The organism is Enterococcus sp. DIV0970a, assembly GCF_051711265.1.
In the GTDB taxonomy this organism is placed as follows: Bacteria; Bacillota; Bacilli; order Lactobacillales; family Enterococcaceae; genus Enterococcus_D; species Enterococcus_D casseliflavus.
Genome location: NZ_JBIOMF010000001.1, coordinates 2,094,166 through 2,117,039 on the forward strand (window position 1 = coordinate 2,094,166; position 22,874 = coordinate 2,117,039).

Genomic DNA, 22,874 nt, shown 5'->3' on the forward strand with positions numbered 1-22,874 from the left:
AGGAGGATTGCTGATGGATGTTATCACACATAAGTGCCCCAATTGCGGGGGCGCTTTAACCTTTGATCCTGGCGATCAAAAATTTCATTGTCCATTTTGTCTGAGTATTTTTACTGAAGACGAAGTCACTGCCTTTGAAGAAAAGCAAAAAGAAGCGCAAATGGCCGCTGATTCTTCTGTAGATGCCACGGCTACCTCAGTGACGGAGCCGAGCCTTGAAGAAGAAGTGCAGCAACAAGCCAATGCACAAGCGGGACAGATGGACCTTTTCACCTGCCCCAGCTGCGGTGCTGAAATCGTGACGGATGCGACTACAGCTGCAACCTATTGCTACTTTTGCCATAACCCGGTCGTTTTATCTGGACGGCTTTCGGGAGAATTTTTGCCAAACAAAGTCCTTCCCTTTGCGATTGAAAAAGAAGAAGCAACGCAAAAGTTTTTAGAATGGGCGCAAAAGAAAAAATTCGTCCCACGGGATTTCTTCGACCAAGCACAAGTAGAGAAATTGACTGGCGTATACTTCCCTTATTGGGTCATCGATGCCGAGATGAACGGCTCCCTCTCAGGAATGGGTACCTCCTTGCGTATTTGGCGCGTTGGTGATATTGAATATACTGAACACAAACAATACGATGTCTTGCGACGAGGAAAAATCAAGGTGAATGAATTGCTCAAGCATGCGCTGTCAAAAAACGTCCAACAAAAAATGGTAACTGGCGTTCAGCCGTTTCCCCTTGAAAAAGCTGTTAATTTTCGCAGTCAGTATTTAGCCGGCTTCCAAGCAGAAAAAAGAGACATTGAATACATTGATCTTTCCGACGAAGTCAAAAACGAATTATCGGGGTATGCTGAAAACCTGCTAGCAGGTACCGTCAATGGCTATACTAGTTTTAAACGCAACAATCGATCTATCAATCTAACAAAAGAAGAAAACAATTACGTTTTGCTTCCTGTATGGCTAGTGACCTATCGAGCCGATGATGAAAACAAGAGTGCCTTTTATTATGCGATGAATGGGCAAACAGGAAAAGTCAGCGGTGTTTTACCAATCAGTTACAAACGCTTGGGAATCGTCAGTGGTGCAATTTTCGCGGCAACGACCATCCTCGCATTGATTGGAGCGTATTTCTTATGATAAAACTATCTTATTTGTTGCTTCTGCTGGTTGGCTTTTTCTTCACCACCCTGCCCGCCTTCGCAGCCGAAGAGACAGTCGCAGACCACGCTGGACTTTTTACCGAACAAGAAATCCAGAAGTTGAATGAAGAAGCAGAAGCGCTGAATGCGAAAATCAAAGGCGAAGTGTTTATTCAAACAACGAACAGCAACACGGGAGATATCGAGTTGTATACTAATCGATATCTTTCAAGACGGATCGGCAACGACAACAATGGATCCGCTTTGGTGATCGATATGTCGCAACGTAAATTTCACGTTTCGACTTCTGGAAATATGATCGATTACCTCACTGACTCACGTCTAGACAAGCTACTTGATGCGGTATTTGACCAGATGGCAGAGGGAAATTATTACCAAGCGGCATTGGTCTATCTGCAAAAAGCGGCTGGTTTTGTGGAAGCAGGTGTTCCTGCCGATCACTATCGTATCGATCGTGATACTGGAAAAATTACTTATTACAAAGTGATGACGCCACTAGAAATTGCTATTTGCTTAGCAATCGCAGCAGTGATCAGTATCGCCTTTTTCATCATTGTTAAATCCCGTTACCAATTAAAAATGGGCGGCTACAAATTTAACTATCTAGAAAAATCAAGTATTGATCTGACCCAAAAAGAAGATCGCTTAGTCAACTCCTTTGTCACAACCAGACGCATCCCCCGTCCTTCGAATAATGGCGGAGGCGGCGGTGGTGGCGGTTTTTCTGGCGGTGGCGGCGGCAGTACGACCCACTCTTCTGGTGGCGGTACTTTCGGCGGCGGCGGACGCAGTTTCTAATCGTTAAATAGTTGTTTTGAATGTAAAAAAGAGTTCCTTCAAACGGGAACTCTTTTTTTGCTGCTATTCATACCATGAATCGACAAGATCCTTTAGCTATCGTCACAATGATTTTGACCCTATCGCTGTTAAAGATATAGAGATCCTTTTGATAATTTCAAATGCACCTCATCGATTTTACTTGAGTATACTTTTTATTCAAATCATTTCCTTAAACACAGAGAAATCAATATTGCCGCCGGAGACTAATGCCACAGTTTTCTTTCCTCGAAGTAAATGATCGATCTGTCCGCTTAAAATCGCCGCTGTACTTAATGCACCAGCACCTTCTGCAATGACTTTTTCCTTCAAAGCCAAGTAATGGATCGCTTGTTCGATGTCGGATTCTTCAACTAAGACCGTTTCATCGATACGGGTCTTTAAAACATCATAGGTCAGCTCCCCTGCTAAAGCAACATCACAGCCATCGGCGATCGTTCTACTGCGACGATTGGCTACCAGCTTTTGCTGCCAGATCGATGCGATCATACCATAAACGCCATAGGATTGAACGCCGATGATTTTGACTTCTGGACGAAGTTCTTTTAAGGCTAAAGCCATCCCAGCGATCAACCCACCACCGCCGATGGGAATAATGACATTATCAACATCTGGAAGATCCTCCAACAGTTCGATCGCAATCGTTCCTTGCCCCTCCATTACTGCACGATCATCAAAGGGAGAGACAAAAACTTCGCCACTGTCTTTCATGGCGTCTACTGTCAGTTGTTTGGTTTCATCAAACGTCTCTCCTGCTAAAACGACTTGTGCGCCATAGCTTCTTGTCGCCTCTATTTTTGTTTTAGCAGCCGTTAATGGCATAAAGATTCGGACATTGATCCCCAGTAACGATCCTGCGAGAGCAACACCTTGCGCATGATTTCCTGCAGAACAGGCGATGACACCGCGAAGTTTTTCTGCATCAGTCAATGAAGCGAGCTTGTTATACGCCCCCCGCGCTTTAAAGGAGCCGGTACGCTGTAGATTTTCTAATTTCAAAAATATCGTGCCCTCTTTTTCTTTACCTAAAATATTACTTGGTGCAAGTGGTGTATGGATCATGATTGGTTTCAATCGTCGATACGCAGCAGCGATCCCCAGACTGTCCGTCAACACTTCCTCAATCACAAACGTTCCCCCTTTTTTGTTTTTTTATACTCTCATTGAAGCACAGAACTTGTAGAAAAACAAACTGGTGAACTCGTACAAGCAAAGAGCACTTCCCTATCCTTTACACGTCAATGTCACCAACTATTCTTACAGAAGAATTTTCAGAAAATAATGACATTTCTTTTCTGAAGTGCTATACTTAGAAAAATTAAAAAAGGGTGTGAACGAATGACAATCGATTGGTCAAATTTAGGGTTTTCTTATATCAAGACGCCATGGCGTTTTTTGGCAACATGGAAAGACGGTTCTTGGAATGAAGGCGAACTTACCGAGGATAATTATCTGCATATCCACGAAGGATCAACCGCTCTTCATTATGGACAGCAATGTTTTGAAGGACTAAAAGCCTACCGAAGAAAAGATGGCGGCATCAATTTGTTCCGTCCAGACGAAAATAGCAAACGGATGAATCGCAGTGCCTATCGCCTGCGCATGCCAGAGGTTCCTGAGGACTTTTTCTTAGATGCGGTAAAACAAGTAGTAAAAGCAAATCAGGAATATGTTCCACCTTATGGCAGCGGCGCCACCTTGTATATTCGTCCTCTATTGATTGGGGTCGGAGAAAACATCGGTGTCAGTCCAGCACCAGAGTATATTTTTACGGTTTTTTGTATGCCTGTCGGTCCTTACTTTAAGGGCGGATTGACACCGACCAATTTCATTGTTTCTGATTATGATCGCGCGGCACCAAATGGTACTGGCGCAGCCAAAGTTGGTGGAAATTATGCTGCGAGTTTGTTGCCTGGATACGAAGCCCATCAGCGGAAATTTTCCGACTGCATCTATCTGGATCCAGAAACGCATACCAAAATCGAAGAAGTCGGTTCTGCTAACTTTTTCGGAATCACGGCTGACAATGAATTTGTGACACCAAAATCTCCTTCTATTTTGCCAAGTATCACAAAATATTCATTGCTGCATCTAGCGCAACACTCATTAGGATTGACCCCTGTTGAAGGCGATGTTTATCTCAATGAGCTGGATCGGTTTGTCGAAGCGGGTGCCTGCGGAACAGCTGCTGTTATCTCCCCAATCGGCGGGATCCAAAACGGTGAGGATTTTCATGTGTTCTATAGTGAAACGGAAGTTGGTCCACAAACCAAAGCATTGTATGATCAATTGACCGGCATTCAATTTGGAGATATTGCGGCCCCAACAGGTTGGATCTTTGATGTCCCATTGAAATAGCCACACCCATAGACCATCATAAAACGAACGGTCCACTGTGATCGTTCGTTTTATTCTCTTTCCGCCAACCAATTCCTTTCCATCAGGAGAGAATTGATTGCCACAACTCTTTCGAATTGTTACAATCATAGCAAAGGGAGGCGTAATGATGGGTAAACGACTCGGCTATTCTTTGCTTGCAACAGCATTGTATTTGGTGGTTTCCAATATCGGTAATCTTGTTTTTGGTATCAACCGCAGCTTTAGCTGGACCACAACATTGTGGGAAGCATTTTTCTTTTTTATTTTTGTGTTCCTATTCCAACAATTACGAAAAAAATAAGCAGTGATCCTCGCTAGTAAGAAACGGGGATCGCTGCTTATTCCGGCTCTATAATTTATGGGACTGATGAATCAGAATTGATTCTTCAGCCCCATTTTCATTTTAGATATTAAAAAACATATCGTTCTCTAGTATGATTAAATCACCACAAAATAAACAAACTGAGAGGACGATATGCTATATGAATGATTCTATCAAAAAATGCTGAGAATAATAGAGAAAGATTTGATGATTACAGAGGTCTCTTACGAGACCCTTCAGAAGAAAAAGACGTTGGTCGTCGATGCTGTTCTCTCGCCTACTCCTCGAGCTTGTAGAAGTTGTGGTTCTACTGTGGTAGATGGAAACGGGAAAGCAATTATAGTGAAAAATGGGAAGAAGGAAACGATTGTCCGTTTTGAACAATGCAATCATATGCCTTTGGTTATGCGCCTAAAAAAGCAGCGCTATACCTGTAAAAACTGCCGAACCCATTGGACGGCTCAAAGTTATTTTGTCCAACCCAGACATTCAATCGCAAATCATGTGAGATATAAAATTGCTTCTTTACTGACTGAAAAAGTATCTTTATCTTTTATTGCGAAAAGCTGTCAGGTATCTTTGACCACCGTTATTCGTACATTGAAAGAGTTTAAAAGCTATTTGGCAAAACAATCTAAGAAGATTCTCCCAAGAGTATTGATGGTTGATGAATTTCGTTCGCATGCTTCCATAGAAGATAAAATGAGCTTTATTTGCGCAGATGGCGAAACAGGAAAATTAATAGATGTTTTGCCTACGCGTAAATTACCCCGATTAACAAGCTATTTCTCAGGTTGTACCAATCCGGAAGAAGTAGAATTCTTGGTGACAGACATGAACGCCGCCTACTTCCAGCTCACCAAACGTGTTCTGCCAAATGCGAAAGTAGTGATTGATCGGTTTCATATTGTCAAACACATGAATCAAGCGTTCAATGAGTTGCGTATCCGTGAAATGAATGAACTTCGTAAAGCAGGACAGAAAAGCCAAGCAGAAAAACTGAAAAAGAACTGGCGCTTTTTGCTAAAAAATCGTGCAAACATCAACCATTATGAATACAAAACATGGAAAAGTTTCCGAGCGCCAAAATACCCATTTCTTACTGAAGCAATGATGATTGATCGATTGCTTGAGTTTTCTGCGCCCCTAAAGGAGGCGTATCCCTTTTTTCATGAATTAGTTGAAGCCTTTCGAGACAAAGACCCTGACTTATTTTTCTCCTTATTGGCAGAACTTCCCGAAACGTTAGATGACGGCTTTCGAGAAAAGCTTCAAAACCTTCTGACCTATGAAGAAGGCATCACCAACGCAATGATCTATCCTTATTCCAATGGAAAAATAGAAGCGAAGAATACCCACATAAAGACAATGAAACGAGTATCCTACGGATTTAAATCATTCGAGAACATGAGAATTAGAATCTTTTTGATCAATCAATTAATCAATGTAAGATAACAAAAAAATCTGAGCCAGAATGTGGTTCATTCTGACCCAGATTTGATTTTACACAACTCATCAGTCCTTATTGACAAAGAGCCCTTATTCCTTTTGCAGGAATTTCATTTACAAAAAAAAGCGCCAAATCCCTTCATACAAAAGGATTTGACACTAAGAAAAATTATTTAACCGTTACTGAAGCGCCAACTTCTTCTAAAGCTGCTTTCAATGCTTCAGCTTCGTCTTTAGAGATGCCTTCTTTAACTGCTGACGGAGCTCCGTCAACGACTGCTTTCGCTTCTTTCAAGCCTAAGCCAGTTGCTTCACGAACTGCTTTGATAACTTTAACTTTTTGATCGCCAGCTGCAGTCAATTCTACAGTGAATTCAGTTTGTTCTTCAGCAGCACCAGCATCGCCAGCTCCACCAGCTACAGCTACAGGAGCTGCAGCAGATACGCCAAATTCTTCTTCGATAGCTTTAATTAAATCGTTTAATTCTAAGATTGTCGCGCCTTTTAGCTCTTCGACAATGTTTTCAATGTTCAATGCCATTTTGTTTTCCTCCATTTAAGTAAGTAGTTTAGTTTTTTAATACTGAAAAATCATGCGGCAATTATGCTGCATCTTCTTCTTTTTCTGCCACTGCTTTGACAGCGTAAGCCACGTTGCGGATAGGTGCTTGTAGCACAGATAGCAACATAGAAAGAAGTCCTTCGCGGTTTGGCAATTTCGCCAATGCAGTAATTTCTTCCAATGAAGAAACTTTGCCTTCGATGATACCGCCTTTGATTTCTAAAGCTTTTGCGTCTTTTGCGAAATCGTTAATGATTTTTGCAGGTGCAACAACGTCTTCGTTACTGAATGCTACGGCAGTAGGACCAGTGAATACTTCACCTAAACCTTCTAGACCAGCTTTTTCAGCAGCACGAGAAAGAATTGAGTTTTTGATAACTTTCATCTCAACGTTTGCATCACGCAATTGTTTACGTAAGCGAGTTACTTCATCAACAGTTAGTCCACGGTAGTCAACAACGACTACAGATGCGGCTGCAGAGAATTTTGCACTCACTTCATCAACGATCGCGGATTTTTTAGCGATAGCTGCTTCACTCATTTATATTTCACCTCCTGATTTTGATGGAAGAGTTTCTTCGAAACAAACGGTTCCTTTGTCCTAAAAAGGACAATAAAAAAACTCTATGCCACCGTAGACATAGAGGGACTATTGAAGATTCTCAATAAACGTCCTCGGTAGGAAATTAAGGCAAATGCCACCTACTGTCTTCGGTACAGTTAAACTTTTAACCTTGACTACCTTACCATAGATAAGGTAGTCAAGTCAATAAAAGTTTTGAATTTTTGTATTAAATTAGAAAGAAGCTTGTTCTACATGGATCCCAGGACCAAATGTTGTTGTAACTGAGATATTTTTCATGTATTGACCTTTTGCTGCTGAAGGTTTAGCTTTCAACAATGTTTCATGGATTGTTTTGAAGTTTTCGATCAATTTGTCATCTTCAAATGAAACTTTTCCGATTGGTACGTGGATGTTTCCAGCTTTGTCAACACGGTAAGTTACTTTACCAGCTTTTACTTCGTTAACTGCTTTTGTTACGTCCATTGTTACTGTACCAGTTTTAGGGTTAGGCATCAAACCTTTAGGGCCTAATACACGACCTAATTTACCAACAGTAGCCATCATGTCAGGCGTTGCAACAACAACGTCAAAATCGAACCAGCCACCTTGGATTTTTTGAACCATATCGTCGTCACCAACGAAATCAGCACCAGCTGCTTCTGCTTCTTTGGCTTTATCGCCTTTAGCAAAAACTAAAACTGTTTGTGTTTTACCAGTACCGTTTGGTAATACAACCGCGCCACGGATTTGTTGATCCGCTTTTTTAGGGTCTACGTTTAATTTGTAAGCAACTTCAACCGTTGCGTCGAATTTTGCAATATTTGTTTCTTTTGCCAAAGCTACTGCTTCTTCAACTGAATAAGCTTTTGTAGCATCAACTTTTTTCAATGCTTCTTGCATTTTTTTGCTTTTTTTAGCCATTTTGTTTCCTCCTTGATGTGGTTATAACGGTAGAACCTCCCACGTGTCCCATATTTTTCAATATGAAGCCGACTGAGAAGCTACTTCCTTAGGGCTGTAATTATTCTACAGTGATCCCCATGCTTCGTGCAGTTCCTTCAACCATGCGCATTGCTGCTTCAACGTCAGCTGCGTTTAGGTCTTCCATTTTCAATTCAGCGATTTCTTTTACTTGATCGCGTGAAACTTTTGCAACTTTTGTTTTGTTTGGTTCGCCTGAACCTTTTTCAACGTTTGCTGCTTTTTTCAACAATACTGCTGCTGGTGGTGTTTTTGTAACGAAAGTAAATGAACGGTCTTCGTATACAGAGATCACTACTGGAATGATCAAACCTGCTTGATCAGCTGTACGAGCATTGAATTCTTTAGTGAATCCCATGATGTTGATACCCGCTTGACCTAGCGCAGGACCTACCGGCGGAGCTGGTGTTGCTTTACCTGCAGGAATTTGCAATTTAACGATTTTTTCTACTTTTTTTGCCACGAGACATACCTCCTTGAGTCCGTGATGTGGTTAATTGGAGATCCAAATTTCTCCTCCCACTTTGGTGATTCATGTGCACACACAAAAAACGTGTGACGAAAGCACACTGGAATATTATAGCATCTTTAAGGAATAATTCAAGGTTTTTCAGCTGATTTTTTTTGAAAAAATACTCACCAGCACTTTTCGTCATTCCTTCGATAAAAAAATAAATAAAAATCCCTTGCTTTTGGTCTGCTTTTTTCATTCTCTCATTTTTTTATGCTACACTACTACTGGAATTCTTCCCTATTCGTTTACTACTATCGAGGTGAAAAAAATGGAACAATTAAAATACCGCAGTGTATTTGATATAATCGGTCCTATCATGGTGGGTCCCAGCAGTTCTCATACAGCCGGTGCGGCTCGGATCGGAAAAATCGTTCGCAGTATTTTTGGTGAACAGCCAGACAGTGTTGATATCCTTTTGTATGAATCGTTTGCCAAAACCTATCGCGGTCATGGAACCGATATTGCGTTAGTAGGCGGTCTTTTAGGCATGGAGCCAGATGATGCTCGCCTAGCAGACTCTTTAAAAATCGCTTATGAGAAAGGGATCGAAGTCCTATTCGTTCCTAAAAAAGAAAAAGCGGAACATCCAAATATGGTCAAGATGATTTTGACAAAAGGTAGCCACAAACTTTCTGTCACTGGTATCTCGATCGGTGGTGGTAATATTCAAATCTCAGAGCTTAACGGCTTCAAAATTTCTCTGACGCTGGGTACGCCAACTTATGTGATCGTTCATCAAGATGTTCCAGGAATGATTGCAAAAGTAACCAATTTACTATCAGAGGCTCAAATCAATATCGGTACGATGACCGTAACAAGAGAAGCTGTCGGTGATAAAGCAATCATGATCATCGAAGTCGATCAGCGCAATGATCAGCTGGCGCAACAAATCAAAGTTTTGCCACACGTTTACAGCGCTGCGTATTTTGATTAAAGGAGAAAAGGCACATGTTCTATACAATAGAAGAATTAGTAACAGAGAGTAAAAATTATCCTTCCGTTGCAGAGATGATGATTGCGATCGAAGCTGAAAATACTGGCCGTAGTCGCGAACAGATCCTTGCAATCATGGAAAAGAATTTAGTTGTTATGGAACAATCAGTCGCTGAAGGTGTCGCTGGTGTAAAATCGGTGACGGGATTGACCGGCGGCGATGCGACACGCATGAACGACTACCTTGCTGCCGGTGATTTTTTAAGCGGAGAAACCATTCTACAAGCGGTCCAAAATGCCATTGCAGTCAACGAAGTCAATGCGAAAATGGGCTTGATCTGTGCAACACCGACCGCCGGTAGTGCGGGTGTTGTTTCTGGTGTCTTGATGGCCGTACGTGAACGTTTGGCACTGACTCGAGCGCAACAAGTCGACTTTTTGTTTACAGCCGGAGCCTTTGGTCTAGTGATTGCCAACAATGCCTCGATTTCTGGAGCCGAAGGCGGTTGTCAAGCGGAGATCGGTTCTGCTAGCGCAATGGCAGCGGCAGCTTTGGTTTGTGCAAAAGGTGGCACCCCTCACCAAGCGGCTCAAGCGGTGGCGATCACCCTCAAAAATATGATGGGCTTGATTTGTGACCCTGTCGCGGGCTTAGTCGAAGTCCCATGCGTGAAGCGCAATGCCCTGGGATCTTCCCAAGCTTTTATCTCTGCCGACATGGCACTGGCAGGAATCGAAAGTGTTATCCCACCTGATGAAGTGGTCTTAGCGATGTATCAAGTCGGTCGCCAAATGCCTAGCATTTTCAAGGAAACGGCTGAAGGCGGTCTAGCCATGACACCGACTGCCCAACGCTTGCAGGCAGAAATCTTAGAAGCCAATCGTTGATTTTTTTAGAAACGAACACGAATAAAAACCAACCAAGAACAACCAATCGTTGCTTGTTCTTGGTTGGTTTTCATTTTCCCATGATTTCCAGCGACGAAAAGACAAGTAATCCACACTTGTTAAACAAGTAACAAACGACATTGGCGGTTTTTCTACTCCCACTCGCCTACTCCATAGTGTTTCTTTTGGGCAACGGGTTTTAATACCTTCACAGGCTCGGAAAATTTAGGTTTCCCTTCTGTTTGATCCAACGTGACCAATGGCTGCTCGCTTTCTTGTGCTTTCAAGTCCATTTGTGGTTTTTCTTCCTGGGTAGCTTGTGCCTGATCGGCTGATTTTTGCCAGAGCTGTTTGCTGAGATCCAATAAGGGAATGATCATCATGGCGACGAGCCCGCCAGAAAAACCATTGTTATACAGATTCAAACCTCCATGTAAGAAATCAATATTCAGTACCATTGAGGCGTGGACAAAACCGACCACCAAGCCGCCTTTCCAGCCATAAGCATTTGTTACTGCACAGAGCATCATCGCAAAAATCGCTGACGTGACTGTAACCGTCTCGTTGATGGTGTATACGCTCAATAGATTGGCGATCGTCACCCCTGCCAATAAAGGCAGCGAGTTAAACACATGAGAGCCACAAGCAGAAAAGCCGATGACACAAAAGATCGCACCGATAACTGGTCCATTTAAAACCGCTCCAATACTGACAACGTAAGCCACTAACAAGAATGTCATTAACCCCATATTGATCATCGTATTATAAACACCAGTATCCCTTAAAATATCTCGCTCGATTTTGCCACTATGCGACCAAATCGCTCGCATATTCAATCGTTTTTTCTTGATCGCCATCAACAAGCCATAGCCGACGAATACCCCTCCTAAAACCAGCATCATAAAAATCAATCGAGGTTGCTGCTCTTGAGATACTAATGTTCTTAGCTCGATCGTCAAGCCAAACATTCGGCAGATGGCAGCGACCAGTGTACATAGCATCCCTGAAGTAAATCCCGCACTGTATAGACTGACGCTTTGAAACAGCGCTTGAAAGTATAAGGCCATAGGAACCATCAAAAAACCGGTGAAGAGCCCAATGCCATACCCCATCACTAGACTAAAGTATGGTGGTAAGGAATCATTGAAAGCAAAATAGCTGACGATTGGGGAAACTGATGACCCATAGAGGGCGATCAACAGAAATTTTTTCAATGGTTCGTTCATAAAATACGAATACAGTCGAACGCCTAAAAATATTGGGATAAAATTCAGGAGATTTTTCCCAAAAAAGCCATAGCCAGTCACCATGAAGATCGCAGAGACTGCCCCGCCCGTGATCGGTACCCGATAGTGATAGCAAATCGAGATCGCTACAAAGGTCATCAGACTGCTATTTAACAAAGCCGTTCCTACCGAGGTCATGGCAATATAATCGGTGACTAAATGACTTTCCGAAAACAAAATCAACTTGAGCTCTTCGATTGCCACCATTGGATCAAAAAACAACATAGCAAAGAAAAATAGCAGCAAATTGAAAAGAAATAACAAGCTATATCCATTATGTACAGAGATCATCCCTTTACCATGGGGATGAAAATCATTGTGAAACTTTACTCTAAAAAAAGTGACTAGTTTTGACATAGGACCCCTTCCTCTTATAAAGCGCTTACTGATTTTGAGAAAAAAAGTGGGCCAACGAATTGGTCCACTTTATTCTCATTACTGTTATTTTACCGTAAAAGAGTCATTCTTGCTAGTGAATCCAGTAGTTAAATCTTATCTACTTGCTCAAAATCAAGTTCTGTACTCGTTTCACGACCGAACATATCGATGTTCACTTTTAGTTTTTGTTTTTCTTCATCGATTTCTGCTACTTGTCCTTCTAGACCAGAAAACGCACCTTCGATGATTTTGACGGTTTCGCCAATTTCTACTTCCAGTTCAACTGTCCGAGTGCTCATACCGATCGAACGTAAAATTGAATTGATTTCTTCTTGTAATAAAGGCGCTGGCTTGCTTCCTGCACCATGGGAACCAACGAAACCTGTTACCCCAGGAGTATTACGTACAACGTACCAAGATTCATCCGTCATGACCATTTCAACTAATACATAGCCAGGAAATGTTTTATGAACGATTTCTTTGGTTTTGCCGTTTTTTTCTTCTGTTTCTACTTCTTCGGGAACGACGACACGGAAAATATAATCACCCATACCCATGCTTTGTGCACGTGACTCTAGGTTCGCTTTTACTTTGTTTTCATAACCAGAATACGTATGCAGTACATACCAATTTTTTTCAAAAGATTCCATTTTTTTCGGACTCCCCATCTTTTTGTAAAATAAAAAAACCTCAGCTGCACCGAAGTTTTTCCTCAAAGCGATTATAGCATGATTTGCGATAAATGACTAGCGCTATCAGTAAGAAGTCTTACTTTAGGATCCAATTGAAGACTGTTTGAATCAGTGTGTCCATCACAAAGAACATCAATGCAAAAATAATGGTTGTTTGAATCACCACAAAGGTATCTTTACGTAATTGCTTTTTTGATGGCCAAGAAACGTTTTTCATTTCTTCAACAACATTTTTCAAAAATTTCATTTGATTCCCTCCTTACTTCGTTTCACGATGCAACGTATATTGATTACAATACTTGCAAAATTTGTTGATTTCAAGGCGTTCGCCTTTTTTACCTTCACTGACTGATTTTGAATAGTTGCGGGATCCGCAGACAGAACAAGCCAAAGCAGCTTTTTTTGTTGCCATCTTAGTGTCCTCCCCCTTTTTATAAAGTTTTCCAACACTAAAAATACCATTTATTTAAGAATGTGTCAATTTTTGATTTTCTGTCGTAAAAATATAGTTTCTTCTAATTTTGTGGTATGATAATGGTGTTAAATGGGTATTTGGGAGGGAAAATTATGTTATTAAAAACAATGGTTTACAAAAAACGCGATTTAACAACGGTAAAAGAAACAGCTACTTTAGAAGAAGCGCTGGCAATTTTGGAAGAATCTGGTTATCGTTGTGTGCCTATCCTAGATGAATCAGGCAAGATTTTCAGAGGAAATATTTATAAAATGCACATTTATCGCCACAAAGCAAACGGCGGCGACATGACTTTGCCAGTCACTTATCTACTAAAAAATGCGACCAAATTTATTTATGTCAATTCTTCTTTCTTTAACGTTTTCTTTACGATCAAAGAATTGCCTTATATTGCTGTATTAGATGAAAACAATCAATTTTATGGCATCTTGACACACAGTTCTTTGTTGAACATGTTGTCACAGTCATGGAGTGTTGAGCAAGGAAGCTATGTGTTGACGATCGCATCAACTGGTCAACAAGGCGACTTAGCAGTCATCGCAAAAATAATCGCAAAATACAGCAGTATTGCCAGCTGTATCACATTGGATATCGGTAAAGATGAATTTATCCGTCGTACGATGATCACTTTACCAGCGAACACATCAAAAGAATTATGCGACAAGATCGTTTCTCAACTGGAAGCAAAAAATTTCAAAGTTGTGGAGATCGAAGACCTAAAAGCAGAATAAAATAAAAGATCATTCCTAAAAAAGAAAGGAATGATCTTTTTTCTTGTTTTTTGAGAACCATCAAAGCAAAAAACAAGATTTTTTTTAAACGCGCTTATCGAAACGAACGGCACGATTGATGATATACATCACAGGTGCAGTGATCGTCATCACGATAAATTCACTCAATGCCGTTGTTGCAAAGGTTGGCCAGAAAGGTAATGCTAAGGTGATGTTTAGCATAATCGCAATCAGGAACATGCTTAATGAAAAAACAATTGTATTAAATGCGAGTCTTAAGAAAACATTTGGAATCTTCTTATGTACCAAGGCAGTTGCTCCTAAGGCTAAAAAGCTTCCGAAACCGCCGAATACGACATCCAAGATCCCCATTCCAAAGAACAAGTTATACACAACGACCCCACCGACGACACCCCACATCAATTTTCTGTTGAAAACGACTAAGTGATTCAACCCTTCAGATATTCTGAATTGAATCGCTCCTGAGGCGACTGGTGCGACCAGAACCGTTACAGCAACATAAAGTGCCATAATGATCCCATTGGCTGCGACGACACTCAAACGTTGATTGGTTAGATTTGTTGATTTTTCCATTTGATCCCTACTTTCTCCGAGTTTTGATTACGCGGGATGGTTGATGAACCGCGGTGCACTTCGCACAAGTACTTATTATACACATTAATAGCCATATATCAATGTTAAACCAGCCAAATCCTTTTCTAAATCACCTTAAAAGCTTTTTCTAAGTCAAGTTTCTCACCGATTGCCATTCATTCAGTGCTTCTTTATTCTACTTAAACAAGCTAGTCACGGCTCATGGGGTAGCTTTTCTTTTTGGCTTCCAATAAAAGCATACTTTTGGAAAGCAAACTCAATGAGAAATACTCTTGCAAAGCCTACACTTACTAATAAAAAAGTACCGCTAATCATGCTGATCTTTCAAATAGCAAAACTTAAAAAAGAAGGGAGAGAAGCACTTGTAATCGATGTCGCAAATCACGTGATGGATAATCATATTTTTTTACTTTAACGAGGTACGCAATAAATATGTTACAATATAATCAAATAAACAAAAACAAAAGGATGAAAAGGTGTAATAATGAAAAAAATAGCGATAAAATTAATAACTCTCCTTCTGATGGTCATAGCTGTTGGTTGTGGAAATGGTAATGGTAATGAAAATATCACAAAAGAAGACTTACAAAAAAATGACTGGCTTATTGAGATAGATGATGATGATGGTGAGTATGCAGTGATGACAGCCACATTTAGTGAAACGAATCTTACTATTGGTACCGATAATAGCTCGCTACAATCAGAAGAAGATGATGAACTGGAAGAGCTTGGAGTAGCTTTTGATGGGGTAATCTGGGAAGAATTCGAGTATACCTACAACTATACCCTTGAAGACAATCAGCTAGTGATGCAAGATCCAGAATATGAAACTGAGATGTCCTACTTCTTCCTTGAAAGAGATGGTAAAAATATTATTTTTACATTTATTGAAGGAATGAACGATGAAGATGGTAGCTTTGTGCTGAAACCTCGCTAAAAAAAGGATCAGCCTATAAAGCGGGCAGCCAGTAAACTTACTTTGTGAATCCTCATATCTAGCAAAAAATACTATGGAATAAAAAACTCCTTTCCCGCTGAGGGGAAGGAATTGTTTATAGTGATCGAACCAGTTTCAAGTGCCCGATTGTGTACACATTGACTGAGTCCTTCTCTATTTAGTTGGTCGAAAGCCCGCTTTGTAAGCTTCCACCTCTGTCTTGAACATACGAATCGGACTGGTCGTTTTCTTATAGTATTGACTACCCGGTAGGTGATAAATCTTTTGTTTTGACCCTTTGATCAACCCTTTGCCCCGTTTATCTACATATTTTTTCAGTCCATCTCGAAAGCCATTATTCGTCGTTCCAGGTGCTTTCCCACCTTTTTTTACCAGCTTAATCTGAATTGCTTCCAATTGAAAGCCAAAGCCAGAAGTTCCTGAGGACTGCCCGTTTTTTGCCCAACTCATCCAGCCAAATTGCTGTGCATAGGATAAAACTAGCTTTTCGACTACTGGTAGAATTTACCTCTCAACGCACGATGAAAGAATCGTTGTTCATTTTTCTGAAAATCTAAAATATGAGTGCTTGCGATATGGTATAATCTATTTCGTTGAAATTTGTTTTGAGAGGATGGCATGATTGAAATTATTTGGATTGACCTTTGGTTTAAGAAATGTAAAAACCGGCATTAGTGTATTTCTGTGTATTTTGATTAGTTTTCTTTTGAATCGTGAAACGTATGTTGTATCGACGATCACAGCTGTTTTCACACTACGAGAAGACCATGAAAACACCATCAAATACGGGAAACATCGGATTGCTGGCAACAGCTTTGGCGCAATCGCTTCCGTGTTTTGTATTGCGATATTTAACTTTTTCGGATATTCGTCCGTTATACAAATCATTGCGATCCCTTTTGTGATCATGTTGATGATCGCTTTATTGGTCAAATTTGATTATTCTGAGGGAACGGTTGGCGCCTGTGCCACGCTATTGACGATTTTGTTTATGATTCCTCAAACTGAATCATACTTGTATGCCTTTAATCGTATTATTGACAGCTTCATAGGCATGACGATCGCCATACTGGTGAATCGCTTTTTCCCATTCCCAAATAAACGCACTGCACAAAAGAAGGCAACACCGAGTCAGAGCGATTCGGTTTGAAACAAAGCAGAAAAAGAACCCCATCTCAAAACGGCATTGAGATGGGGTTTTAAAAATGGATCAGTTACTGAAAAATACTTGTTGGTCTTCAACTAATGGATAAGAGATCGGTACATCCCCTTCCAAATCTTCTTTATTCATATCGACTGCAACGATTTGACTATTTTCATACGTACGATAGTAATAGATCCCTTTGTCTGTATTGCAGCAAGAAGTATAAATCGTGTATTCATAGTTTTCGTTTCCAGTATCACATAGTCCCTTTTGCTGTTCGACAGAACCTAGAATATGGAAAAACTGACTAATGCTTTCGGATTCAGATTCTCCAGAAACGGAATTCATTCGGGTAAATGCCGCTTTGACAAAACGAGACATCGAAGAAAGATCTCCTGGCAGACCTAAGCCCCCCATTCCACGACTATACTCATCAAAATCCAGCTTGTCAGAAAAATGCGTTTCTGGTGTTTTCGATGATAACACACGGTAGTTATTCAAATTGAATAACTGGTAGTCAAATGGCGGATTATTCGTTAAGACCCCTACCGGATTTTCATGAATATGAAGACCATCACTCATACTCTCAACAACGATGGCACTCTTTTTATCAGCAATCATCCAATGCAATGGCGATAATGGTAGTTCTTCACTAAAATTGATCTTTACCAGATTAACCTTTGCCAACAGGGCTTTTGCCTCTTCCACGGTAGCGCATTGTCCTAGTAACCATGGGATGAATTCAAAAGGTGTGACGTTTTCTTTCCCTTCTTGAAACTCATTGTATACAGCATTTTCTGGAAAATTCAAACCAGCGATACCTAAGCCTTTTTCGTTGACCGCATCATAATAGAGTGGGTATTCAGCGACTCCAGCAGCAATCCCGATCATCGCATAATGGTGATCTATTTCACTTACTTTGCGAAATTTCAATTGGTAATTTCTCGGAGTAATGGTCACCACTTCTTTATAAGAAACATCGTAATCAAAATTTCTGCCAAAATAATGATCCTTCGTTACATACGTTAGCGCAGTACACATCCTAATTCCTCCTAAAATAAGTTTTTACACCTTTAATTTACTCCTATCGCATTTTTTTAACAAGTAAAACGGAAGAAATATTAATAAAAAGATAATTAGACAGTTTATAATTATTTTAATATGAACTAAAATTTAAAAAAAATTTCAGCTTAAATGCCTGCCTTCTCACAGCTTGCTCACTTCGGGAACACTTGGACGACAGCTTCCGAGTTTGATGCGAAAAGAGGAAGTTGCTATTATTTTTACCTTTCCTTTAGAAAGTTTAAAATTTTCTAAAAAGCACGAAGCAAACATTGTAAGCGATTGCTGAAATAGGAAAACCTGCTATACTGTAAGTGTAAGGAGCAAGGATTCCCAGTAAAGCAGACGAAGCAGGTTCTGCAAGAAAAGAATTGTTGTCAACTTAGAATAAAAGACAAAGGATGTGGGAATTTGAGTTACTCCTTACTAATTGAATAGGATTCGGCGATGGGCATCGTTACCTGAGGATCAAAGTGGACATAAGAACCTTTGAGAACCTAGAAAGCACAATCGTCGAATCTATTTTTTTGCTCTTTTTTTCAGGCATCGTCCCCCCTCCTTCTGTCGAAACATGCTATAATTAATCGCATTGAACGAAAAAACGATATGGAGCTATTCATAAAATGAACTATTATTATCACTTCCTCGTGAACCCTGCCTCAGGCAGTGGACGAGGAAAAAAAGCGGTGGAACGTGTGCAAAAAATTGTAAAAAAACATCGTTTCCCCCATCAAGTCTATTTAACAAAGTCTCCAGGTGATGAACGAACGATCACACGAAAACTCTTAAAAGAACGCCTCATTCCTTGGGATGAGGTCTATTTAGAAAACGGCGAGATGCTTTATCCATTATTGGTGGTTATCGGCGGTGATGGAACGTTGCACCAAGTAGTATCAGAGTTACAACTTGAACAACAACAAATCCCCGTTGCCTATATCCCTGCTGGTTCAGGAAATGATTTTGCTCGGAGTATCGAGTTGCCGCGGGAACCAGAAAAAGCATTTTGGAAAATTGCTGGTACTACTAAGCCTCAAGAATTGACCATTATCCGTTATGAGGAGCAGATCCAAGAAGAAAATGGCATTGCTCTTAATAATGTAGGAATTGGTCTTGATGCGGCAATCGTCTATACCACCAATCACTCTGTGGCAAAAAGCAATCTAAATAAGTTTAATCTTGGCTCCTTTTCCTATATCGCTGCGATTATTCGGGTTTTGTTTCGCCAAAAAGGCTTCCCGATCTTAGTTGAGTGCAATGGGCAGCAGTTCAGTTACAAAAAAGCTTTTTTATGTACCACGACCAATCATCCTTACTTTGGCGGCGGTGTGGCGATTGCCCCAACTGCTTCAGTCAAAGAGAAAAAGTTTGATTTCGTTCTTGTCGAACGTGTGTCGATTTTTAAGATTTTTTGGCTGATCGGCTTACTGATGCAAAAGAAACACATGAATTCACGTTACTTTCACCATCTTTCCACTTCGAAGCTGAGAATCATCTCCACCGTTCCTCAACATGGACAAGAAGATGGCGAGGAAATGGGGCAACGCCCCTTTGATATTACCTTTACCACGGCTTCACAATTATTCTGGTGCCCATAAAAAAACGATACAAATCGCTGCTGATTTGTATCGTTTTTCTATACGTTCGATCATTAATTTTTCGCCGAGTGGTATTGCCAACGACGGCTTCCTTCTCTTCCCAAAATAAATTGGAGCATTGAAAACACGGCAGCAAAAGCGACTAGTACGAAGCCATTGAACCAAAAGGATTCTGTGAACGCTTGATTATAAGTGAGGGTTTCACTGATCAATGTATTGTTTTGTACAAACCAATAGGTTGGCGTAAACGCTGCAATTTTATTGACGATATCTGGCAGGAAATTCGCGGATACAAAGACGCCACCGACAAAACAACTTCCTGTTATGAAGATATTGCTGATCCCACCGATCGCTTCTGAGTTTTTCACCAGGGAAGTAACACAAGCTGAAAAGCTGATAACTGGCAATAAAAACAAGAACGTATTCAAAATGTGGTACCAGGCTGCTGTATCCCAAGACGTGCGAATCACTAATAGCACCATCAGTAGTAGAAAGCCGAAGGTCAAGAGTAGCGAGTAGCTGATCAAACTTAGAAGGATTTTCCGCTGCAATACACGCTTCGGAAGTGGTGCACTCTGGTTTCGTTTGCTGATTTCTTTGCGATTGAATGCCAAGTTGATCACACCAAACCCGCTAAATACCGAGAGAAAGAGCCCATAAGACAATAAGTTAAAGGTCATGCCAGTCAACAGTTTTTTCATTCGCTGCCCATACTCTGCACTCAGCTTCACATCCCCTGTGACCGCTAGTGCAGATTGCGCTTGTTCTATCGCCGCTGCGACGGTTTTGCCTTCCTCCTGAAACAAAAGGACTGTTTGTAAAAAAGTGTTCACTTGCTGAGTGACGACTGTTTTAGAAAAGGCATCGGGTCGACTTTGAATCTCGATCGTCGGCATCTTGCCTGCCTCAACTTGATAAGTGAAATCTGCTGGCACATGCAAGACGATGTTTACACGATTAAAATAAAGCGCATCATCAATTTCTTTTTGCGAGGTGCCATCCAAAGTGACCAAGGTTTGCTTTTCTTTTAAATAGGCTCGAAGACCATCCACGACAGGCGACTCCTCCTCACTGATCAAAGCAATTTTTGCCTCTTGCAAAGAGGTGTTTTCGACATCGATGCTTTGTGCATAAAAGAATGTGACAACAACAGTGATCAATACCCCAATCAGTAAGTTCGACTTATTTGCTTTAAGCAAAGTCCAAATCGTTTTATAAAGCGTCATAGCGCACCCCTCTTTCGATCCAAGCATTCCCGATGGCAAATAGGACGATAAAGCCAGTCAGCCATAGAAGATTGGTATAAAAGCTAGTCAAATCTGTATAGTAGTACAATTGATAAAGGCTTTCACTGATCAAATTGACGAGATTCACTTGCCCCAACAGTGGCACATGAAGATCAAGCCAATACTTGATTTGTTCCGAGCCCATCATCCCGGCAAAAAAGCTCATTGCCATCGTCACGGAGACCAAAATACCATCCTTTTGTACCAAATTCATTTTTGGTGTCAGATTCCCAATCAATGTCCCTAGCAAAATCGCACACAATGATCCTAATGCGGCAACCAGCAGTAACCACTGCCAACGTTGTCCGAAGTCTACTTGATAGACAAAACGAAAGACGGCTAAGATAAGATAGATTTCGACTAACACAATCGTAAAACTTGCCGCTAAATTCGCACTTGAAACCAATGTCCGTTTCCTTGGTATCAAGGAAAGCCGAATACCATTCGCGGATTGATTGGCTTGCTGATCCTGGACATTGCGGACACCCCACATCGTCCCGTAGAGGATCGCCATCCCGATCAACGTAAAGAAATAGAAACTTTTGAAACTCATGTCACGATCAGCATTCACTTCTTGAAAAGTCGCTTCCTGCTCAAAAGTCGATAGAATTGGTGCCAGATCAAGGCTCTCAAGTTCTGCCGCTTTACTAGCAATGATTGCTGTGCGTTGTAAAAATTGATCCATTACATTTTTCATCAACGACTGGCTCATGCCCGCTTGGCCCACATGCAGAGAAATGGTTTCATCATCAATCAGATAATACCCAGCTAAATCACCGGCAGTCAGCTTCTCAGCTGCCTCTGCCTCTTGTAATTCCTCGAGTTCAAATAATGGTTTTTCATTGATTTTTACTTGTTCAAGGACGGTGGAAAAATTTTCCGAAAGCGCTGTTTGATCTCCAGTCTTTACGATCCCCGTTGTGATCGTTTCTAGATTGCCCGCTTGATCGATCTCCCCGAAGGCAGCCATAAACATTAGACCTAAGAGGATAGGAAACGCCAACGTCCAAAACAGCATGGATTTATTTCGCAGCAACACTTTTGTGCGGTATTTATAAAAATGCCAAAACATTGTGATTCCCTCCTTTAGTCTCTCAATTCCTTGCCCGTGATCTCTAAAAAGACATCATTCAAGGTGGCTTCTTTGGTTGCAATTTTTCCATAAGTGATATGCTCTGCTTGTAAGAGCATCAGAATCGGTAATAAAACTGTATTCAGCTCCGTCGTTGTTACTTCAAGCTGACCGTTTTTATAGGCGATCCCATCAGAAGCAATGGTTTGCTGAATCGTTGTCAATACAGGCTCAGGCAGTAAGGGGATATCGATGGTCAAACGATCCGCTGTCCGTACCATATCTTTTAGAGATTCCTTGGTTCCTTTAGCAATCACCTGTCCTTGATCCATAATCACGATCTGGTCACAAAGAATCTCCACCTCTTCCATGTAATGGGTCGTATAAACAATCGTCGCTCCTTGACGATTCAGTTCTTTGATACTTTCTAAAATTTTGTTCCGACTTTGAGGATCGACCGCTACCGTGGGTTCATCTAAAAAGATCAAGCGCGGCTTATGAGCGATCCCGCAGGCGATATTCAATCGTCGCTTCAACCCACCGCTGAGCTCGCGTGGGTGAAACGTCACAAAATTTTCCAATCCCACTAATTGAATCACTTCTTCGATCAAGGCTTGGCGTTTCTGTTTGTCAGCAACATATAAACCGCAAAAGTAATCGATATTTTCTTGCACACTAAGTTCTTCAAAGACGGCAACATCTTGAGGAACGACGCCAATCATTGCCTTGACGGCATAATTTTCCGGCGTCATGATTGATCCAAACAGTTTAATGGTCCCTTTGTCATAATTTAACAAAGAGAGCATACAGTTGATGGCGGTGGATTTTCCGCTCCCGTTTGGTCCCAATAATCCTAAAACTTCTCCTTCTTGAACTTGCAGATCAAAATGGTTCAATGCCACAAAATCACCATAGCGTTTTACTAATTTATCAATTTCGATAATCATGATGAAAAACTCCTTCCAAATTTCTTGTTAATCTGACTATAATAA

Annotated in this window: 26 protein-coding genes, 1 pseudogene and 1 other annotated feature; of the genes and pseudogenes, 11 read left to right on the top strand and 16 right to left on the bottom strand. The window is 41.0% G+C overall.

The genetic code is table 11. The annotated features are described in order from the left end of the window. Positions 1–13 precede the first annotated feature (13 nt). Both IGK14_RS10025 and IGK14_RS10030 read left to right on the top strand, forming a co-directional pair. Positions 14–1,135, top strand: coding sequence for a hypothetical protein (locus IGK14_RS10025; RefSeq protein ID WP_010749513.1), 1,122 nt, complete (start codon positions 14–16; stop codon positions 1,133–1,135). Beyond that, complete coding sequence (locus IGK14_RS10030) at positions 1,132–1,956, top strand: TPM domain-containing protein (protein ID WP_438712160.1); 825 nt, start codon at positions 1,132–1,134, stop codon at positions 1,954–1,956. The genes IGK14_RS10025 and IGK14_RS10030 overlap by 4 nt, the downstream gene beginning before the upstream one ends. Positions 1,957–2,154: 198 nt before the next feature. Here the strand turns inward: IGK14_RS10030 and IGK14_RS10035 are convergent, their stop codons facing one another. After that, on the bottom strand, positions 2,155–3,123 hold the full coding sequence (locus IGK14_RS10035; RefSeq protein ID WP_010749511.1) for a pyridoxal-phosphate dependent enzyme: 969 nt from the start codon (positions 3,121–3,123) through the stop codon (positions 2,155–2,157). Between the two features lie 210 nt (positions 3,124–3,333). Between IGK14_RS10035 and IGK14_RS10040 the strand changes: the two genes are divergently transcribed. The 3 genes and pseudogenes from IGK14_RS10040 (at position 3,334) to IGK14_RS10050 (ending at position 6,151) form a co-directional block, all read left to right on the top strand. Then, positions 3,334–4,353: a branched-chain amino acid aminotransferase gene (locus tag IGK14_RS10040; RefSeq protein ID WP_005229799.1), complete on the top strand. Its 1,020-nt coding sequence runs from the start codon at positions 3,334–3,336 to the stop codon at positions 4,351–4,353. 148 nt (positions 4,354–4,501) lie between these two features. Then, positions 4,502–4,675 carry a hypothetical protein gene (locus IGK14_RS10045; RefSeq protein ID WP_438712163.1) on the top strand — a complete coding sequence of 58 codons (174 nt, stop codon included), beginning with the start codon at positions 4,502–4,504 and terminating at the stop codon, positions 4,673–4,675. 181 nt (positions 4,676–4,856) lie between these two features. Further along, a pseudogene (locus tag IGK14_RS10050) lies at positions 4,857–6,151 on the top strand (ISL3-like element ISEfa11 family transposase). Positions 6,152–6,314: 163 nt separating this feature from the next. Here IGK14_RS10050 and rplL read toward each other — a convergent pair. The 4 genes from rplL to rplK form a co-directional block, all read right to left on the bottom strand. Further along, positions 6,315–6,686, bottom strand: a complete 372-nt coding sequence (gene rplL / locus IGK14_RS10055; RefSeq protein ID WP_003127081.1) for a 50S ribosomal protein L7/L12 — start codon at positions 6,684–6,686, stop codon at positions 6,315–6,317. A gap of 61 nt (positions 6,687–6,747) precedes the next feature. Next, positions 6,748–7,248: a 50S ribosomal protein L10 gene (gene rplJ / locus IGK14_RS10060; RefSeq protein WP_005236672.1), complete on the bottom strand. Its 501-nt coding sequence runs from the start codon at positions 7,246–7,248 to the stop codon at positions 6,748–6,750. Between the two features lie 65 nt (positions 7,249–7,313). Further along, positions 7,314–7,440 (bottom strand) — a sequence feature (ribosomal protein L10 leader region). A gap of 63 nt (positions 7,441–7,503) precedes the next feature. Further along, positions 7,504–8,193: a 50S ribosomal protein L1 gene (gene rplA / locus IGK14_RS10065; protein WP_005229790.1), complete on the bottom strand. Its 690-nt coding sequence runs from the start codon at positions 8,191–8,193 to the stop codon at positions 7,504–7,506. A 100-nt stretch (positions 8,194–8,293) separates the two neighbouring features. Next, positions 8,294–8,716, bottom strand: coding sequence for a 50S ribosomal protein L11 (gene rplK, locus IGK14_RS10070; protein ID WP_005229787.1), 423 nt, complete (start codon positions 8,714–8,716; stop codon positions 8,294–8,296). Positions 8,717–9,035: 319 nt separating this feature from the next. Here rplK and sdaAB point away from each other — a divergent pair, with 319 nt between their 5' ends. Beyond that, the gene (sdaAB, locus tag IGK14_RS10075; RefSeq protein ID WP_005229781.1) at positions 9,036–9,701 is read left to right on the top strand and encodes an L-serine ammonia-lyase, iron-sulfur-dependent subunit beta; all 666 of its coding nucleotides are present in this window, start codon (positions 9,036–9,038) and stop codon (positions 9,699–9,701) included. 14 nt (positions 9,702–9,715) lie between these two features. Next, positions 9,716–10,588 carry an L-serine ammonia-lyase, iron-sulfur-dependent, subunit alpha gene (sdaAA, locus tag IGK14_RS10080; protein WP_010749448.1) on the top strand — a complete coding sequence of 291 codons (873 nt, stop codon included), beginning with the start codon at positions 9,716–9,718 and terminating at the stop codon, positions 10,586–10,588. On the opposite strand, the gene IGK14_RS10085 is transcribed toward sdaAA, so the two are convergent. The 5 genes from IGK14_RS10085 to rpmG all read right to left on the bottom strand — a co-directional run bounded on the left by IGK14_RS10085 (position 10,571) and on the right by rpmG (position 13,356). Continuing rightward, positions 10,571–10,750 carry a hypothetical protein gene (locus tag IGK14_RS10085; protein ID WP_153883781.1) on the bottom strand — a complete coding sequence of 60 codons (180 nt, stop codon included), beginning with the start codon at positions 10,748–10,750 and terminating at the stop codon, positions 10,571–10,573. The two genes, sdaAA and IGK14_RS10085, sit on opposite strands and share 18 nt — an antisense overlap. Next, positions 10,741–12,231 (bottom strand): DUF1576 domain-containing protein, encoded by a 1,491-nt coding sequence (locus IGK14_RS10090; protein ID WP_010749447.1) that lies wholly within the window; start codon positions 12,229–12,231, stop codon positions 10,741–10,743. Before IGK14_RS10090 ends, IGK14_RS10085 begins: the two co-directional genes overlap by 10 nt. Before the next feature lie 128 nt (positions 12,232–12,359). Beyond that, positions 12,360–12,902, bottom strand: a complete 543-nt coding sequence (nusG, locus tag IGK14_RS10095; protein WP_005229769.1) for a transcription termination/antitermination protein NusG — start codon at positions 12,900–12,902, stop codon at positions 12,360–12,362. A 118-nt stretch (positions 12,903–13,020) separates the two neighbouring features. Next, on the bottom strand, positions 13,021–13,191 hold the full coding sequence (secE, locus tag IGK14_RS10100; RefSeq protein WP_005229766.1) for a preprotein translocase subunit SecE: 171 nt from the start codon (positions 13,189–13,191) through the stop codon (positions 13,021–13,023). Between the two features lie 12 nt (positions 13,192–13,203). After that, complete coding sequence (gene rpmG, locus IGK14_RS10105) at positions 13,204–13,356, bottom strand: 50S ribosomal protein L33 (RefSeq protein WP_005229764.1); 153 nt, start codon at positions 13,354–13,356, stop codon at positions 13,204–13,206. Between the two features lie 155 nt (positions 13,357–13,511). On the opposite strand from rpmG, the gene cbpA reads away from it, so the two are divergent. Next, entirely contained in the window at positions 13,512–14,150 is a 639-nt protein-coding gene (cbpA, locus tag IGK14_RS10110; protein WP_005229762.1) for a cyclic di-AMP binding protein CbpA, read from the top strand. Positions 14,151–14,234: 84 nt separating this feature from the next. Here the strand turns inward: cbpA and IGK14_RS10115 are convergent, their stop codons facing one another. Then, positions 14,235–14,744 carry a QueT transporter family protein gene (locus IGK14_RS10115; RefSeq protein ID WP_438712168.1) on the bottom strand — a complete coding sequence of 170 codons (510 nt, stop codon included), beginning with the start codon at positions 14,742–14,744 and terminating at the stop codon, positions 14,235–14,237. Positions 14,745–15,249: 505 nt separating this feature from the next. Between IGK14_RS10115 and IGK14_RS10120 the strand changes: the two genes are divergently transcribed. Then, a complete protein-coding gene (locus tag IGK14_RS10120) occupies positions 15,250–15,702 on the top strand; it encodes a hypothetical protein (RefSeq protein WP_010749446.1) in 453 nt (150 codons plus the stop codon). Between the two features lie 174 nt (positions 15,703–15,876). Here IGK14_RS10120 and IGK14_RS10125 read toward each other — a convergent pair whose 3' ends face one another. Beyond that, positions 15,877–16,227, bottom strand: a complete 351-nt coding sequence (locus tag IGK14_RS10125; RefSeq protein ID WP_371179805.1) for a sunset domain-containing protein — start codon at positions 16,225–16,227, stop codon at positions 15,877–15,879. A gap of 118 nt (positions 16,228–16,345) precedes the next feature. On the opposite strand from IGK14_RS10125, the gene IGK14_RS10130 reads away from it, so the two are divergent. Beyond that, positions 16,346–16,873: an FUSC family protein gene (locus IGK14_RS10130; protein WP_010749444.1), complete on the top strand. Its 528-nt coding sequence runs from the start codon at positions 16,346–16,348 to the stop codon at positions 16,871–16,873. Between the two features lie 60 nt (positions 16,874–16,933). On the opposite strand, the gene bsh is transcribed toward IGK14_RS10130, so the two are convergent. Next, a complete protein-coding gene (bsh, locus tag IGK14_RS10135) occupies positions 16,934–17,908 on the bottom strand; it encodes a choloylglycine hydrolase (RefSeq protein WP_010749443.1) in 975 nt (324 codons plus the stop codon). A 644-nt stretch (positions 17,909–18,552) separates the two neighbouring features. Here bsh and IGK14_RS10140 point away from each other — a divergent pair. Then, positions 18,553–19,524, top strand: a complete 972-nt coding sequence (locus tag IGK14_RS10140) for a diacylglycerol/lipid kinase family protein (protein WP_154694517.1) — start codon at positions 18,553–18,555, stop codon at positions 19,522–19,524. Positions 19,525–19,577: 53 nt separating this feature from the next. Here IGK14_RS10140 and IGK14_RS10145 read toward each other — a convergent pair whose 3' ends face one another. Genes IGK14_RS10145 through IGK14_RS10155 form a run of 3 tightly spaced genes read right to left on the bottom strand, consistent with a single transcriptional unit; the run spans position 19,578 to position 22,829 of the window. Next, positions 19,578–20,750, bottom strand: a complete 1,173-nt coding sequence (locus IGK14_RS10145; RefSeq protein WP_010749441.1) for an ABC transporter permease — start codon at positions 20,748–20,750, stop codon at positions 19,578–19,580. Beyond that, positions 20,737–21,882 carry an ABC transporter permease gene (locus IGK14_RS10150; RefSeq protein ID WP_010749440.1) on the bottom strand — a complete coding sequence of 382 codons (1,146 nt, stop codon included), beginning with the start codon at positions 21,880–21,882 and terminating at the stop codon, positions 20,737–20,739. The genes IGK14_RS10145 and IGK14_RS10150 overlap by 14 nt, the downstream gene beginning before the upstream one ends. A gap of 14 nt (positions 21,883–21,896) precedes the next feature. Then, a complete protein-coding gene (locus IGK14_RS10155; RefSeq protein WP_010749439.1) occupies positions 21,897–22,829 on the bottom strand; it encodes an ABC transporter ATP-binding protein in 933 nt (310 codons plus the stop codon). Positions 22,830–22,874: the final 45 nt, after the last annotated feature.